Annotated in this window: 20 protein-coding genes; all 20 read left to right on the forward strand. The window is 61.8% G+C overall.

All coding sequences use genetic code 11. The annotated features are described in order from the left end of the window. Positions 1 to 50: 50 nt before the first annotated feature. Entirely contained in the window at positions 51 to 632 is a 582-nt protein-coding gene (locus tag LOY67_RS05685; RefSeq protein WP_265066311.1) for a DUF642 domain-containing protein, read from the forward strand. 88 nt (positions 633 to 720) lie between these two features. Continuing rightward, a complete protein-coding gene (locus LOY67_RS05690) occupies positions 721 to 1,071 on the forward strand; it encodes a phage holin family protein (RefSeq protein ID WP_265066312.1) in 351 nt (116 codons plus the stop codon). Between the two features lie 36 nt (positions 1,072 to 1,107). Continuing rightward, on the forward strand, positions 1,108 to 1,620 hold the full coding sequence (locus LOY67_RS05695; protein WP_265066313.1) for a hypothetical protein: 513 nt from the start codon (positions 1,108 to 1,110) through the stop codon (positions 1,618 to 1,620). 3 nt (positions 1,621 to 1,623) lie between these two features. After that, positions 1,624 to 2,235 (forward strand): phage baseplate assembly protein V, encoded by a 612-nt coding sequence (locus tag LOY67_RS05700; RefSeq protein ID WP_265066314.1) that lies wholly within the window; start codon positions 1,624 to 1,626, stop codon positions 2,233 to 2,235. Positions 2,236 to 2,258: 23 nt separating this feature from the next. Next, positions 2,259 to 2,591: a phage baseplate protein gene (locus LOY67_RS05705; RefSeq protein ID WP_265066315.1), complete on the forward strand. Its 333-nt coding sequence runs from the start codon at positions 2,259 to 2,261 to the stop codon at positions 2,589 to 2,591. Next, positions 2,588 to 3,583 (forward strand): baseplate J/gp47 family protein, encoded by a 996-nt coding sequence (locus LOY67_RS05710; protein WP_265066316.1) that lies wholly within the window; start codon positions 2,588 to 2,590, stop codon positions 3,581 to 3,583. Before LOY67_RS05705 ends, LOY67_RS05710 begins: the two co-directional genes overlap by 4 nt. After that, a complete protein-coding gene (locus tag LOY67_RS05715) occupies positions 3,580 to 4,215 on the forward strand; it encodes a phage tail protein I (RefSeq protein WP_265066317.1) in 636 nt (211 codons plus the stop codon). The genes LOY67_RS05710 and LOY67_RS05715 overlap by 4 nt, the downstream gene beginning before the upstream one ends. Next, entirely contained in the window at positions 4,216 to 6,117 is a 1,902-nt protein-coding gene (locus LOY67_RS05720) for a phage tail protein (protein ID WP_265066318.1), read from the forward strand. Between the two features lie 2 nt (positions 6,118 to 6,119). Beyond that, on the forward strand, positions 6,120 to 6,542 hold the full coding sequence (locus LOY67_RS05725; protein WP_265066319.1) for a phage tail assembly chaperone: 423 nt from the start codon (positions 6,120 to 6,122) through the stop codon (positions 6,540 to 6,542). 87 nt (positions 6,543 to 6,629) lie between these two features. Further along, positions 6,630 to 6,839, forward strand: coding sequence for a hypothetical protein (locus LOY67_RS05730; protein ID WP_265066320.1), 210 nt, complete (start codon positions 6,630 to 6,632; stop codon positions 6,837 to 6,839). Between the two features lie 2 nt (positions 6,840 to 6,841). Further along, positions 6,842 to 8,008 carry a phage tail protein gene (locus tag LOY67_RS05735; protein ID WP_265066321.1) on the forward strand — a complete coding sequence of 389 codons (1,167 nt, stop codon included), beginning with the start codon at positions 6,842 to 6,844 and terminating at the stop codon, positions 8,006 to 8,008. Continuing rightward, entirely contained in the window at positions 8,008 to 8,514 is a 507-nt protein-coding gene (locus tag LOY67_RS05740; RefSeq protein WP_265066322.1) for a phage major tail tube protein, read from the forward strand. The genes LOY67_RS05735 and LOY67_RS05740 overlap by 1 nt, the downstream gene beginning before the upstream one ends. A 141-nt stretch (positions 8,515 to 8,655) precedes the next feature. Continuing rightward, entirely contained in the window at positions 8,656 to 9,231 is a 576-nt protein-coding gene (locus tag LOY67_RS05745; protein ID WP_265066323.1) for a phage tail assembly protein, read from the forward strand. Positions 9,232 to 9,359: 128 nt separating this feature from the next. Further along, positions 9,360 to 11,474, forward strand: a complete 2,115-nt coding sequence (locus LOY67_RS05750; protein ID WP_265066324.1) for a phage tail tape measure protein — start codon at positions 9,360 to 9,362, stop codon at positions 11,472 to 11,474. Next, positions 11,474 to 11,857, forward strand: a complete 384-nt coding sequence (locus LOY67_RS05755; protein ID WP_265066325.1) for a phage tail protein — start codon at positions 11,474 to 11,476, stop codon at positions 11,855 to 11,857. Before LOY67_RS05750 ends, LOY67_RS05755 begins: the two co-directional genes overlap by 1 nt. Next, positions 11,850 to 12,062 carry a tail protein X gene (locus LOY67_RS05760; RefSeq protein ID WP_047701972.1) on the forward strand — a complete coding sequence of 71 codons (213 nt, stop codon included), beginning with the start codon at positions 11,850 to 11,852 and terminating at the stop codon, positions 12,060 to 12,062. Before LOY67_RS05755 ends, LOY67_RS05760 begins: the two co-directional genes overlap by 8 nt. 9 nt (positions 12,063 to 12,071) lie before the next feature. Continuing rightward, positions 12,072 to 13,088, forward strand: coding sequence for a contractile injection system protein, VgrG/Pvc8 family (locus LOY67_RS05765; RefSeq protein ID WP_265066326.1), 1,017 nt, complete (start codon positions 12,072 to 12,074; stop codon positions 13,086 to 13,088). A gap of 366 nt (positions 13,089 to 13,454) precedes the next feature. Then, complete coding sequence (locus LOY67_RS05770) at positions 13,455 to 14,039, forward strand: hypothetical protein (protein ID WP_265066327.1); 585 nt, start codon at positions 13,455 to 13,457, stop codon at positions 14,037 to 14,039. After that, on the forward strand, positions 14,036 to 14,218 hold the full coding sequence (locus tag LOY67_RS05775; RefSeq protein WP_265066328.1) for a DUF2635 domain-containing protein: 183 nt from the start codon (positions 14,036 to 14,038) through the stop codon (positions 14,216 to 14,218). The genes LOY67_RS05770 and LOY67_RS05775 overlap by 4 nt, the downstream gene beginning before the upstream one ends. After that, positions 14,218 to 15,714 carry a phage tail sheath subtilisin-like domain-containing protein gene (locus LOY67_RS05780; protein WP_265066329.1) on the forward strand — a complete coding sequence of 499 codons (1,497 nt, stop codon included), beginning with the start codon at positions 14,218 to 14,220 and terminating at the stop codon, positions 15,712 to 15,714. The genes LOY67_RS05775 and LOY67_RS05780 overlap by 1 nt, the downstream gene beginning before the upstream one ends. Positions 15,715 to 15,719: the final 5 nt, after the last annotated feature.

The raw sequence follows: 15,719 nt of genomic DNA on the forward strand, positions 1-15,719 counted from the left end.
AGTGAAGTCCCCGCCGCTCAACCAGAACATTAAATCTTAAGGTACCTATTATGAATCTCATCAAAAGAACCCTGTCCTCCTCCCTTCTGGCGTTCGCTCTTTTCAGCGCCGCAAGCAACGCCACCGCGGCGAACTTACTGATCAACGGCAGCTTCGAACAGCCAGGTTGCGCTGACAGTTGTGTATTGGATACACCGCAGAAGACCAACTTCATCACCGGTTGGACGACTTTTCTGTCAGGCGCGGAGTACTTCAACCCGGCCGCTTCGATCCGAGGGGCTGCGGCAGCTGACGGCAATGTCATTGTCGATCTGGCGAACTCCATCTATGGCAACGGCGGCGGGATTCAGCAGAACTTTGCGACGGATGTCGGCGCTAAATATCGATTGACCTTCAGTGCCGGTAACTCGGCGTATGCCAATCGTTCCGGAGAAGGAGTCGTCCAGGTGAAAGTTGCCGGGCAGACCGCCACTTTCAACACGCCGGCCGCTCACTCCCAGGCATTTACATGGGGCACTTTCACTTACGAGTTCACGGCGACTACGGCCCTGACGACCCTGGCGTTCTCGAACGAGCAGAACCCCTATGTCAACTTTGCCTTTATCGACAACGTCATTGTTGAGCGTCTGTAAACGTCGCCAGGCTTCAAAGCAAATCCTCTCTGCCGGACGTGAGGTCTTGAATCCCGTCCCCCCATCATCAATCACCCAGGAGGCGTGAATGACAAACGAGCAACAAGCGTTGCTGGACATGCCGATCTGGCTGGTCATCCTGCTCGCCCTGGTGGGCGGGGTGTCCGGCGAGATGTGGCGTGCCGACAAGGAAGGCGCCCGAGGCTGGTCGCTGTTGCGGCGCCTGGCCTTGCGCTCCGGCGCCTGCGTGATCTGCGGTGTCTCGGCAATCATGCTGCTGTATGCCCTCGGCATGTCGATCTGGAGTGCTTGCGCCCTGGGTTGCCTGACCGCCATGGCCGGTGCCGATGTGGCCATCGGTCTCTACGAACGCTGGGTCGCCAAGCGGATTGGCGTTTGTGAAGTGCCACCGGCGGACTCCCGTCCCGACCAGCAGTGAGCCGGTGCCGCCGTTCCACAGGAAAGAGGCCATCCAATGCCCACTCTCATCGAAAAACCCTCGCAGCTGTTTACCGCCATTGCCGAGACGCTGCGTACCACCTTTCCCGGCTTGAAGGTCGGGAGTCTCCAGGAATTTGACGACACCGGCGATCAGCCTTGGGCATTGATCTCTATCGAACGTGATACGTCAGGGAACCGTGCCAACGATGGGCGTATCGCTCATGTCCTGACGTTTTCCATGCTAGTCGTTTCGCCCGGCATGGGGTTGACGGCCTGCGATCTGGCCTGTGAGTTGAAACGCCTGATCGTCGACAACCGCTGGGATCTGTCGGCTGAGCAATGCAGCCGGCCCACGGATATCGAGGGCACTGCGTCCGTGTTCAGCGGCGGGACACGGCCGTACAGCGCCTGGACCGTTTCATTCACCCAGACCCTGTACCTCGGTCCGACGCTGCTGGAGGACCCGCTGGGCATCCCGAAATTCGCCCGGACCTGGGAAGTGTCGAACATCGACGACCCGGACCAATACACCGCACTCGAGGGCTGAACCATGTTCGATGCGCTTCTACGCTTGCATCTGGGGCCGATCATCGAGCGCCTGGCCGGGATGGAAACCGAGTTCGAAGACTTGCACCGACGCGCAGACGGTGTCTGTCGCATCGGCGTCTGCCAGGAAGTCGATGCGGCCAGCAACACCTGCAAGGTTGCCCATGGAGAGCTGCTGACCCCGGCGATCCGCTTTTTCAACCCGAGTGCCGGCGCCCAGAGCGAGTCGCGGATTCCCTCCGTGGGCGAGCAATGCCTGCTGCTGAACCATGGCGGCGGTGATGGCAGCGGGCAGTCGGTGGCCTTGTTCGGCCTCAACGGTGGTCAGTTTCCTCCCGTCTCGACACAGGCAACGCTGACCCGTCGCCTTTACCCGGACGGTTCGGAAAGCGGCTACGACCACGCCAGTCATGTCCTGCACTGGAAAAACGGTCCGGCGACATTCACCGGTTCCCGTGAATCCCTCGAATTGACCATCGGCCCGTCGCGGCTGGCGATGACACCTGAGGCCATCGACCTGCAACTGGGTGCCGTCGGCATCCGGCTCGACGCTTCCGGTGTGCACCTGAGCGGCCCGTTGGTGGATCACCAGGGGCGTGTCATCAGCACTGCGTAAAGCACTGCATAAAGAGCTTCCCCATGATTGGAATCGATAGAAACACCGGCGCCACGGTGGATGACTGGCCACAGTTCGTCCAGCGCGCCACCCGGGCGCTCACCACACCCTTGGGCACCCGCCAGAAACGCCCGTTATATGGCTGCGCACTCACCCAGTTGCTGGGGCAGAACCTCGGCGATGACCTGCTGATTCTTGCCCAGAGCCATGCAGCCCAAGCCTTCTACAACCCCCACAACGGCATCGGCGACTTCGAGCCGCAAGTCATCGTCGCCAGCCGCCAAGGCGCTGGATTGCTGCTGCGCTTCGCCGGCATCTGGAAAAACCGCAAACAGACTTTCGAGGTGGTGACATGAGCATGTTGATACCCGGCCAGAACCAATTGGCCGAACCGGCCATCGTCACCGTCGACGCATTCGAGGATCTGCTCGCCGAGTTCAAGACCTTCGTGGTCGAGTACGTCGGTGCCCGCTCGCCCGACAGCGCGGCCAGGCTTGCGGTCAGCCTGGAAAACGAAAGCGAGTTGCTGACCCTGGCCCTCGAGGCCTTCTGCGTGCGGCTGCAAACCCACGAGCGTAAATACAACGCCCGTATCAAGCAGATGCTGGCATGGTGGGCCACGGGCAGTAACCTCGACGCCCGTCTTGCGGACATGGGGCTTGAGCGCCAACTGCTCGATCCGGGTGACCCGGCGGCTTTCCCACCTATCGCCCCGGTCTACGAGAGCGATGATGACGCCCGGCTGCGTTACTACCTGGCGCCCCATGCCCCGGCGGCCGGCTCCCGCATGCAATATCGCCGCGAGGTTTTCACCCTCGGCGAACGGCCTGCGGTGAAAGTGGAAAACGCTGCGGCGGGCGTGGTGACGGTCACCTACACCTTCGACCCGGACGGTCACGCCGCGCAGGTCAAGGATGGCAACGGACGTCGGACGGCACCGGGGGAAGTCACCGTGACGGTGCTTTCCCGGGAGGGCGACGGTACACCGTCCGAGTCGCTGCTCGATGGCGTTCGCCAGCATTTCGCCCGGCCCGATGTGCGGCCGGAAACGGACCTCGTCATCGTCCAAGCCGCGCAGATCAAGAACTACAGGATCCGCGTCGTGGCGAAGATCAATCCAGGTCCTGACTCGGGTTTGACCCGGGCGGCTGCGCAACGGCAACTGCAGGAATACGCCGAGGCGTGTCATCGCCTGGAAGGCCGGGTTGATCCGAGTTGGATCGACTACACGTTGCACAGCGCCGGTGCGGTTCAACTGCAGATTCTCGAACCGCTGACGCCGATTGTGACGACGGCTTTCCAAGCCCCGTATTGCACGGGTGTCGAGGTTGAGGTGGACACGTTATGAATGACGACACCCCGACCCCGACCCTACTGCCGGTGAACAGCTCTGCGCTGGAAAGGGCACTGGATATCGGTTTTGCCCGGCTGCTCGAACGGATCGATCCGCCGTTTCCCGAGCTGATGAACCCGGCTGCCACGCCCCCGGCATTCCTGCCGTATCTCGCGGCGGATCGCGGGGTCAACGAGTGGAGTACCACGGCCCCAGAGGCTGAAAAGCGTCTGACCGTTGAACTGGCCTGGCCGACTGCGCGGCAAGCCGGGACGCGCAAGGCACTGGAAAACGCGGCCAAGGGGCTGCAACTGATGCCCGAAGTTCGCGCCTGGCATGAGCAAACACCCGTTGGTCCGCCTTACAGCTTTTCCGTCAGGGCTTTTACCGAACAGCCTTACAGCGAAGAAATCGACGCCCGTCTCGACCGCCGTCTGGCCGACGCCAAGAGCGAGCGCGACACCTTGACGGTGTCGGTCGGCTTGAGCGCATTCGGCAAGCACGTCATCGGCGCCGCCACATTGTGTGGCGAGCTGACCACGGTTTACCCGATTGTCATCGAAGGACTGGAAGCCTCGGGCCAGGCCTTTATGGCTGCCGGGCTCTACGCCGTCGAAACATCCACCATTTATCCACAGGGGGCCTGAATGGCTGACTATTACACCCTGCTCACCGATGCAGGCATCGCCTACGAAACCGCCTGCAAGGCGGCGGGCACACCCATCAAGCTTTCGCAGATTTCCGTCGGTGACGGCGGCGGGGCGGTCTACAACCCGGCCGCAACCGCGACGGCGCTCAAACGCGAAGTCTGGCGTGGGCCACTCAATGCGCTGTTCCAGGATGAGAACAACCCGAGTTGGTTGCTGGCAGAAGTGACCATCCCGCCAGAGGTTGGCGGCTGGTACGTGCGAGAGGCCGGGATCTGGACTGACACCGGGGTTCTGTATGCGATTGTGAAGTATCCGGAGTCATTCAAACCGGTGTTGGCGACGTCTGGTTCGGGGAAAGAGTTTTATATCCGGTCGATTTTCGAGACCAGTAATGCGGCGTTGGTGACACTGCTGATTGACGATACGGTGGTTAAGGCGACGCGTGCCTGGGTGATGAGCTATCTCGCTGACGAGTTGGCCAAGCTGGACGGTAAGCAATCTGTTCGTGCTGCTACCACCGGGAATATCGTTTTGAGTGGTGCGCAGCAAATCGACGGTGTTGCTGTGGTAGCGGGTCAGAGGGTGCTAGTGACGGCCCAAACGACCGCTAAGGATAACGGCATTTATGTTGCGGCCATTGGGGCGTGGACCCGCACGGTTGATTTCAACACCAGCGCGAAGGTGACGCCAGGTCTGATGGTGATGGTCGAGGAGGGCATCGCGAACGGCGATTCGCTTTGGCATCTGGTTACTAACGGTCCGATTACGCTGGGCACGACTGCGTTGGGTTTTGAAATGCTCGCCGGTCGAACAGGTATTTTGGCAGGCACTTATAGAAGTCTGACAGTCGATAAATATGGTCGTGCAACTGGCGGATCGAACCCTGAAACGTTGGCAGGTTTCGGTATCAAGGACACCTACACGAAACCAGAAATCGAGTCGATGATTGCCCAGGCTTCGGCGCTGCCGGTCGGAACAGTAGTGGCATTTCCAGTCAACAAACTTGCGCCTGGTTTTTTGGAACTGGATGGAAGCGTAAAGAGCATCGCCACTTACCCTGATTTAGCGTCATTCCTCGGCCCAGCTTTCAACAAGGGGGACGAAGGTGCCGGTAATTTTCGCTTGCCTGAGTCACGTGGCGAGTTTTTACGTGGTTGGGATCATGGGCGTGGTGTTGATGTCGGGCGTGTGCTGGGGAGTTTTCAAAAAGGGTCGCTTGTTCCATTCGACCCTACAAGCACATCATCAGCGGTAGTCGGGCTTCATTCAACAGGTTCAGATACGACTCTTCGGTCGGACCTTGGCCTTGACGGTCTTGGTGCTGCTGATTATCCCGGTGCCGATGTCGTATACAACGCAGCAACGGCGGTGCTGCCGGTGTCAGGAAGCACTGGTGTCACCCGGCCGCGCAACTTGTCGGTTATGTGGTGCATCAAGGCCTGGAACGCGCCAATCAATCAGGGAAACATTGATATCGCCGCGCTTGCTGCGTTGGCTGCTCCCGCTACTGAAACCAGTCAGGGCACATCCAAGGTCGCTACGCAGAATCAGGCGGATGCCGGGATCGATGACGCTACCTTCATCACGCCAAAAAAAATGCGTTGGGGAATAACCGCCAGCCTTAACGCGAACGGCTACATCATTTTCCCGACGTGGATGTTCAGCTTCATTATCCAGTGGACTGCTGTCGGTAATATTCCAGCGGGTGCATCAGGGTCTGTTGCCTGGCCTATTGCTTTCCGAGCCGCGTGTCTCTTTGGGGGGGCTTGTCCTGTTGGGTTCTCCTCTAACACTTCGGCGGGAAATATCGTGCCCGGTGCCGTTTCAACCACGGGTGTCAACTTGTACAACTGGGGGGCAATTACCGCGCCTTCCCGAGCATGGGCATTTGGAGTGTGAGCATGAAGCGTTTCTACAGCCAATCTACCGGTTGCACTTATCTCCACGGCTTTCATACGCAAATACCCGAGGACGCTAAACCCATTACCGAGGAGCATTATCAGGCTGTATTGGCAGATCCGGCGCCAGGTAAGGTTCGCGGCCATGATGCTGACGGGTTGCCGATCCTGATCGATCCGCCCCCCGAAGATCTGGCCGCGAGGGAGAGAGCTTGGCGCAACTTTGAAATTCTGCGGGTGCAATGGATTCGTGACCGGCACCGAGACGAGCGGGAACTGAGTCGGCCGCCCTCGATCACGTCGGAACAATTTTCGGGGTTGCTGGATTATATGCAGACGCTGCGCGATTGGCCGGAACAGCAGGCGTTTCCCGCCGAGCAGTTCCGTCCGGTACAACCCGACTGGATCGCCGAGCAACCCCAATAAACGCCCCGCACCGCCGGGGCGTTTTCTTTCCCGTCAAACCCTGAAAGCCCCTTCCCGAAGGGGCTTTTTCGTATCTGGAGAAACCCAATGGCACTACGCCAAACCTACACCGTACTCGTCCCATTCCCCACCGGTGGCGGCCACTGGTCGACCATCGGCCAGGAACTCGACCTGCTCGACGTCGAGGCCAGCGCCCTACGCAGCGCCGGTCGCCTGGCGCTGAAAAACACCGAGGCTGCCGATGCGGCCTCTACATCCCAACCGGCCAAAAAGGCCGCTGCCAAGAAGGCTGAATAACCATGGCTGAGGTTTTGAACTTCGAGCACAACGGCATTACCGTCAATGCCACCGAATCTCCCGAGGCCATGGGTGGCCTGGGGGACAATGTCATCGGGCTGGTCGGCACCGCGCCGAAGGCGGATCCGCTGATTCCGCGCAATGCCCCGTTCCGCATCAACAGCTTCACCACCCAGGCGTTGCTCGATCCGACCGGCACTGAGGCCGGTACGCTGTACCACGCGGTGTTCCAGATTCTCAAAGTGGTCAAGGTGCCGGTCTACGTGGTCATCGTCGAAGAGGGCGCGACCCCGGCCGACACGCAGAACAACGTCATCGGCGGCATCGAAGCGCAGACCGGCCGCAAGCTGGGCCTGGCGGCCTTGAGTGGCGTGGCTGAAGACCTGACCATCATCGGTGCGCCGGGCTTCACCGGCGTCAAGGCGGTGGCGAGCGAGTTCGCCTCGTTCGGCAAGCGCATCAAGGCCCGTGTGGTGCTCGACGGCAAGGATGCCGCGGTTGCCGATCAAGTGACCTACAGCCAGGAGCTGGGCGGCGCCGATCTCGGTTTCGACCGTTGCCTGGTGGTGCACAACATGCCGGCGGTGTACTCCAAGGCTGCGAAGAAGAATGTCTTCCTGGCGCCGTCGAGCCTGGCCATCGCCGCGCTCGCCAAGGTCAAGCAATGGGAAAGCCCGGGTAACCAGGTGACCTATGCCGAGGACGTCTCGCGCACCGTGGAATACAACATCCTCGACACCTCCACCGAGGGCGACCTGCTCAACCGCTACGGCATCAGCTACTACGCCCGGACCATCCTCGGCGGCTTCTCGCTGCTGGGCAACCGCTCCATCACCGGCAAGTTCATCAGCTACGTCGGCCTCGAAGATGCGATCAGCCGCAAGCTGGTCAAGGCCGGCCAGAAAGCCATGGCGAAGAACCTCACCAAATCGTTCATGGACCAGGAGGTCAAGCGCATCAACGACTGGCTGCAAACCCTGGTGGCCGACGAAACCATCCCGGGCGGCAGCGTGTACCTGCATCCGGAATTGAACAGTGTCGAGAAGTACAAGAACGGCACCTGGTACGTGGTGATCGACTACGGCCGCTACGCGCCGAACGAACACATGATTTATCAACTCAACGCCCGCGATGAAATCATCGAGCAGTTCCTGGAGGACGTTCTCTAATGTTTACCAACCGCGTAAGACAGGCCATCGCGGCCACCCTGCAAGGCCTGCCGTTGTCGGCGACCGTGGAAGAATTCACCCCGCCGAAGATCGAATTCGACATGGAAGAAATGCGCGGCGGGCGCTTCATCACCGAGGAAATGGCCAAGGGCGGCAAGGCCCTCAACGCCAAGCTCAGCCTGCAAGGTGTCGACCCGGAAATCATGCTGGCGCTGGGCGTCAGTGTCGGTGACGACATCCTGCTAAACGTGCGGGAAGCCGGCCAGGATCAGGATGGCAATACCTGGTTCACCTACCACACCGTCGGCGGCAAGCTGAAATCCCTGGAAGAGACCGCGCTGAAGATGGGGGAGAAACCCAAGACCAACCTTGAGCTGTCGTGCCGCACCTACAACCGCCTGGAGAACGGCGTTCCGGTGATCGACATCGACGTGCGCACCCAGAAGTTCGTGCTCAACGGCGTCGACATTCTCGGCGATGCGCGCCGTGCGGTGTTGTTGCCTTAAGCCTCAGATGAGCACAGTCCCTGTGGGAGCGAGCCTGCTCGCGATAGCGGTGTGCCAGACACCTTGATGCTGAAAGTACTGGCGCATTCGCGAGCAGGCTCGCTCCCACAAGGGGCCCACATTCACCCAAGGAATTGATTCATGTCCTGGACGCCTCCCCAACACATTCTGCTGTCACCTATCACCGGTGACGACGGATCGCAGATCGATCAGCTGCAACTCAACCCCCTGTTCTACGCCGCGCAAAAAGACGCCCTGGCCCGTGCCGGCGACGATGAGGACGACCAGTTCTTCGAGCTGGCCAAACTGGCCACCGGCCTTTCGGTCAAGGAGCTGGATCAGCTCAAGCGCCCGGACTACGTGAGCATCGCCCAGTACGTGCATGAGATGTCCACACGCCCGGCCTCCCACTTCCTGGGGCACACGGACGGCGCGGTGGAGGATCCCGATCAAGTGCAACTGCTGCAACCGATCGACGTGGCCGGTCGCAGCCTGACCTCGCTGACCCTGGAAATGCCGGTGCTGCGGGCCACCAAGGCGATGAAAAAACTGAAGACGGCCAAGGAGCGGGCCGAGTTCATCACCGCTCACTGCACCGGCCTGATGCTGCCCGATCTGGACCGGCTGACCGTGCCCGACTGGACGCAACTGCAGGTGCGCATCGACGATTTTTTAAACAAACCGGCGGACTTCTTTCGGAGCGCGACATCGAAGTGATCCTCGATGTGGTGCCGCTCATTTACCCGGTAAGTGAGGCGGAGATTCTGGAATGGGACGCCGGCAAGGCATTGCGCCGTTACGACATTGCGATCAATCGCCTTGGCGTGAAACAGGAGTAGAGCGGGATGGCAGAGAGTAAGTATTCGCTGTCGGGTGCGGCCAGCATCGAGTTGCCGTCACTGGGTAGCGTGTCTGAAACATCGGGGCTGAACCTGGCCCTGAGCACGGCCAGTCTCGACATCCGCCTGCTGGTGTCGGAGCAGGTCAAGTTGCGCGAAGTGCTGACCGCGTTGAATGTCGCCCTGTCGACGCAGCAATCGCTGCTCAAGGCCGGCGCCTCGGTGCCGGCGGCCAGCAGTGAGCCGAAGTCGAAGCTCAAGGCCGAAGTTGACCAGCAGGCGCCGCCGGATCTGCTCAAGTCTGCGATGGCCACCGAGTTGGCGATGGTTGAGCTTAACCAGGTGCTGAAGCTGGGTACGGCCGAGTTGCAGAAGCTGTCGCAAGCCAACTTGAAAATGGCCGCCGACAAACAGGTTGCACCAAGCGGGGCAACCGCGGTGCAACTGGTCCAGGTCGAACTGGCGGCGGCGAAGGCGGGCATTGGCGAGGGTGCCGACCCGGTCAAGCGGCAGGAAGAACTGCTGAACTTCACTCGCGACAGCGCAGTGGCGGCGTCGGCCTTCAATCTCGACGTCAAGGCCGCCAGCGAGATGCTGCTGGGTTGGCGCAACTCGATGAACCTGGATCGGGGGCAGCGCCAGACGCTGGCGGACGCGACCAATCACCTCGGCAACAGCGGCTTGAATGTCAAGGCGGCCGATATCGGCGCCGTGCTGCAACGCAGTGGCGAGGCGGGCCTCACCGCGGGGATGACCCCGGAACAGGTGGCCGCCCTCGCGGCGGCGTTCCTGAACAGTGGCGTGAGCAAGGCGGATGCCGGTGAAGCGGCAAAAGGTTTCACCACGGCATTGGCCCAGGGCAACGCGGCGTCACCGGAGCAACGCAAGGCTTGGGCGGAGCTGAACCCCAAGTTTGATCCTGCCGTGATCGCCAACGGCTTGCGCAACGACGCAGCCGGCACGATCAGCCAGGTGCTGGAAGCCCTCAAGCAGAAACCTGCGCAAGAACAACAAGCGCTGACCAAGACACTGTTTGGTGACAACGCAGCGATTCTGGAACTGCTGAAGAAGCCGGAAGGCGTTCAGAAAGCGTTTACCTTGGTGTCCGAACGCACCTCTGATGGAGCGCTGCCGAAGTTCAACGGCTCGCTGGCGGCCACCGCCGAGGCGTTGGGGAACACGTCCCAAGGACGCTTCAATGCGCTGGATGCCAGCAAGAACCGAATGCTCGCTGAGGGCGGCAATGCCCTGGCGCCGTTGACCGATGGCGTCATGGTGTCGCTTGGCGCCCTGGCCGATGGCCTGAGCGAAGTGGCCCAGGTCCAACCGAAAGCGACTGCGGGATTGCTGGTACTCGCAGGGGCCTTGGCATTGGCACGTGGCGCCGAGATCAAGGTCGCGATGGTTTCAGCCATTACGGCTGCCGCGACGAAACTCCTGGCGCTGGCCGGTGCTCGCCAGATTCCCGAGGTGGAAGATCTACCGGTTGATTCGCCGGAGCGGCGTCGCAAGGGCAGGAAATCCAAAGGCAGTGTCGGTAAGTCAGCCTCCACCCGGGTACCGTCCATGACGAGCGAGAGCCGTTTGTTGGGCGCCGCCAGGATGGGTTCGGCGGTCACCCGGCGCGCCGCGCCGCTGATGTTGCTCAGTGCCGGCTACGATCTCGCCAAAGGCTTGCGAGAGGGCGATGACAAAGCGGTCGGCGGGGCGTTGGGCTCAGCCGGTGGCGGGCTCGCGGGTACCTACGCCGGTGCCGCCGCTGGCGCGGCGATCGGTAGCGTGGTGCCCATCCTGGGAACAGCGGTGGGGGGCGTGATCGGTGGTTTGCTGGGCGGCATGGCAGGCAGTTGGGGCGGTGAGTGGCTGGGTGAAAAATTGGCCGCGCCCGCCGACAAACTCGACGCCCCGGAACAGGTCAGCAAAGACCTGACCAATACCCAGACCAGCAGCCAACAGAACACCATGACCGCGAACATCTACATCAACGGTCAGGACCAGGCCAGCGCCAGCCAGTTGGCCAATCTGGTGGTGCAGCAGATTACCGGCCAGTTCGGCCTGACAACCCAGCCCAACTCACTGGCCATGCGCAGTGACGCGGCCCTGACCGACGGAGGTACGTGATGCGTCAGCAAATGGCACTCGGCAGTTTCATTTTCGGGCTGTCGAGAAACTTCGCCTACCACTCGTTGGTACGCACCTCGGATGGTGGCTGGAAGAGCATCGACATCCTCACCAGCAAACCCAAGTCCAGCCAGGTCGGTCAAGGCCTGCAAGGGCTGACCATCACGGGCAAGTCGATGTACGCGACCGCCATGGATCGGCTCGATGAGCTGCGTGCATTGCAGGCCTTGCGCGTGCCTGTGCCATTGGTGGATGGCATCGGGCGCAACTGGGGGCTGTGGCAAATCAACAAGGTCTCGGAAACCCAGACCGAGATCATCGATGACGGCACCGCGATGGTGGTTGGCTGGGTGATTGAATTGACGGAGTTCGCCAATGCGTAGGGTTCGAAGTATCGCCGGTGATTCGGTGAATCTGTTGCTGTACCGCGAGCTTGAGTGTTGTGACGATGCCACCGAGCAAGCGCTCTGGCTGCTCAATCCCGGGCTTGCCGAATGGGGCCCGGTGCTACCGGCGGGGGTGTGGGTTGCCTTGCCGGAAGTGGATCTGAAACCCGTTGCACCGGCACCGGTATCGGCTTGGGATTAAGGAGGCAACATGTCACTGGGTTTCACGCCAGCAGTGGAAATCTACGGGGCGAACGCGCCACTGCTCAATGAGCGATTGCTCAGTTGGACGCACGTCGACGCGGCGGGGATCGAGTCTGATCAGCTGACCCTCATCATCAGTCTGGACGGGCTTGAAGGGCTGCCCAGCCTCGGCGGAAAAATCGGCCTGCGGGTGGGTTACCTGGAGTCGGGGCTGGTGGACAAGGGCGAGTTCGTCATTACCCGGCGCACGCCGACGTTGTTTCCCCTGCGCTTGACGTTGGTGGCCATGGCGGCGCCGTTCAGTGCGGCGGATCAGACCGGCTTCAAGCAGCGTCGGTCCGTCAGTCATGGCCCGACCACGTTGGGTGCGCTGTTTCGTGAGCTGACCGCCAGACACGGGTTTTCGCCGCGTGTGGCGCCGGACCTGTCGCTGATAAAGATCGAGCACATCGACCAGTCCAACGAGACCGACATGGGCTTCCTGACGCGCTTGGCCCATCGGCATGACGCCGTCGCCAAACCGATCAACGAGTTGTATGTGCTGGCTCGGCGCGGTCAGGCGAAGTCGCTGTCGGGCAAGGTTCTGCCGCAGATCAAGCTGTCGGTGACGACGAACAATCGTCCAGGCGATAGCGCCTTTATCTCCGCCGTCCTCGATGAAACCGCCCGGGCGAAATACCAGGGCTGCAAGACCCGCTGGTGGGATGCGACGGCCGGCAAGGTGCAGGTGGAGGAAAGCGGCATCGCGCCGTTCAAGATCCTTCGACAGCATTTCCAGAGCGCAGCCGATGCCCGCGCCGCCGCTGAAGGCGAAGTGCGCAGGCTGATGCGCGAAGCCCTCAAGGTCGCCATCGAATGCCCAGGCAACCCGGGCTTGTCCGCTGAAGGCATCGTCCTGCTGGATCCGACCTGGCCGGATTTCATGCGTGGCCGCTGGTCGATCGACAAGGTCACCGCCACCGGTGACCGGGAAAAAAGCTACCGCTGCAAGATCGACGCAACCTGCCTGGACGCCAAGGCCTGATCGTCGCTGCCCTGTGGGAGCGAGCCTGCTCGCGATGACGGAAGCACATTCGACATCTGTTTCGACTGACCCACCGCTATCGCGAGCAGGCTCGCTCCCACCCTGGATTGCTGGCGGCCACAACATTCGGGCACATCGCAGACCCTGTGGGATCGCTGGCGAACACAACATTCGGGCACCCCGCAGCCCCTGTGGGATTGCTGGCGAACACAACATTCGGGAACGCCACAGACCCTGTGGGAGCGAGCCTGCTCGCGATGACGGAAGCACATTCGACATCTGTTTCGAGTGACCCACTGCTATCGCGAGCAGGCTCGCTCCCACAGGTTTTTTGACAGCCACTCGCCTATCACCGGAGCACTCTCCATGAAGATCACGCCGATCCTCACACAGTTGCGTGAGCAATGCCCAACGCTTGCCAATCGGGTGGCCGCAGGCCTGGACCTCGCCTCGTTGCAAGCCGGCACCCCACCGCAAACCCCGTGTGCCTATGTCCTGCCGGCTGCCGATGTGGCGAGCCGGAACACGGCTCAGAACGTCACCCTGCAAACAGTGCGTGACCGTTTCGACGTCGTGCTGGTGCTCGATGCCAGTGACGCGACCACCGCGCTGGATCTGCTGCACGACCTGCGAGCCGAGTTGTGGCGTGCGCTGGTGGGGTTCAAGCCCGGCGCCGCTTACTGCGGCATCGAATACGACGGCAGCGAACCGATCTCCGTCAACAGCGACCGAGCGTTATTCCGGTTGCGCTTTTTCGCCGAGTTCCAGCTGGGCCGCAATCTGGCGAGCCAGCCTGCCGAAAGCTGGCACGAACGTGAACTGGACGGCTTGTCGTCCTTTACCGGGGCCACCGTGCGGGTCGATGCCATCGACCCGGCGGACCCCAACCTGAAACGTCCCGGCCCCGACGGGCGCCTGGAACTGACTTTCTCTGGAGACGTAACCCCATGAGCAAACGCATCACCGTGCTGCCGGCCCCGGGCCGTGTCGTACCGGACCCGGAAGCGGGCGATCTGTTGCCCCTCGAAGGCCGTGAAGTGCCGGACAACGCCTGGTGGCGTCGACGTCTGGCCGATGGCGATATCACCACCAAAGCCGCGAAAGCGGCCAAACCACAGGGAGCCAAATAATGGCGATCGGATTCAGCAACATCCCCGCGGACATTCGTGTGCCGCTGTTCTATGCCGAGATGGACAACTCGGCCGCCAATAGCGCGTCGTCGGCCATGCGCCGGTTGATCGTCGGCCAGGTCAACGACAACATCGCCTCGGCAGACGTCGGCAAACTGGTGCTGGTTTCCAGCGTCGCCCTGGCTAAAAGCATCGGCGGGCAGGGTTCGATGCTCGCCTCGATGTACGAAACCTGGCGCAAGACCGACCCGCTCGGCGAAATCTGGTGCCTGCCGCTGCACAACGTCGAAGGTGCCATCGCCAAGGGCGTGCTGACCCTCACCGGCACCGCTACGGAAAGCGGCATGCTCAACCTGTACGTTGGCGGCGTGCGTGTCCAGGCGGCCATCGTCAACGGTGCCACCGCTGCCCAGGCTGCCACGGCGCTGGCCTTGAAAGTCAACGCGACAGCCGACCTGCCAGTGGCCGCTGCGGCCGTCGACGGTGTGGTGACCCTCAGCGCCAAATGGACTGGTGACAGCGGCAACGACATCAGCCTGCAGTTCAATCGCCTGGGCAAGAGCAACGGCGAAGACACCCCTGCGGGCCTGACCACGGCCATCACTCCCATGACCGGTGGCGCTGGCGTGCCGGACCAGACCGCCGCCGTCGCGGCCCTGGGCGACGAGCCGTTCGAGTTCATTGCCATGCCGTGGTCCGACCTGTCGAGCCTGAATACCTGGCAAGCGGTCATGGACGACAGTACTGGTCGCTGGTCCTGGGCCAAGCAGTTGTTCGGCCATGTCTACAGTGCCAAGCGCGGCACCATTGGCACCCTGGTGGCGGCCGGCCAAGCCCGCAATGACCAGCACATGACCCTCCAGGCCCTGGAGCCGGGCGTGCCGCAACCGTCGTGGGTCCAGGCCGCCGCACTGGCCGCCCGCACCGCCGTGTTCATCTCGGCCGACGCCAGCCGTCCGACCCAGAGCGGCAGCCTGCCAGGCCTGGATCCGGCCCCGGCCAGCGAGCGTTTCACCCTGACCGAGCGCCAGTCGCTGCTCAACTACGGCATCGCGACCGCCTACTACGAAGGTGGCTACGTGCGTATTCAGCGTTCCATCACCACGTATCAGAAAAATGCTTTCGGCCAGGCTGACAATTCCTACCTGGACAGCGAAACCATGCACCAGTCGGCATTCATCGTGCGCCGTCTGCAAAGCGTGATCACCAGCAAGTACGGTCGCCACAAACTGGCCTCCGACGGCACCCGTTTCGGCGCCGGCCAGCCGATCGTGACCCCGAGCACCATTCGCGGCGAGCTGATTGCCCAGTACGCCAAGCTCGAGCTGGAAGGCCATGTGGAAAACGCCGAACTGTTCGCCGAACACCTGATCGTCGAGCGCGACAGCCAGGATCCGAGCCGGGTCAACGTGCTGTTCCCGCCGGACTACATCAACGGCCTGCGGGTGTTCGCGCTGCTCAACCAATTCCGGCTGCAGTACGACGCTGCCGCCTGACTGTG

It is taken from the genome of Pseudomonas sp. B21-056, from assembly GCF_026016325.1.
Classification (GTDB): domain Bacteria; phylum Pseudomonadota; class Gammaproteobacteria; order Pseudomonadales; family Pseudomonadaceae; genus Aquipseudomonas.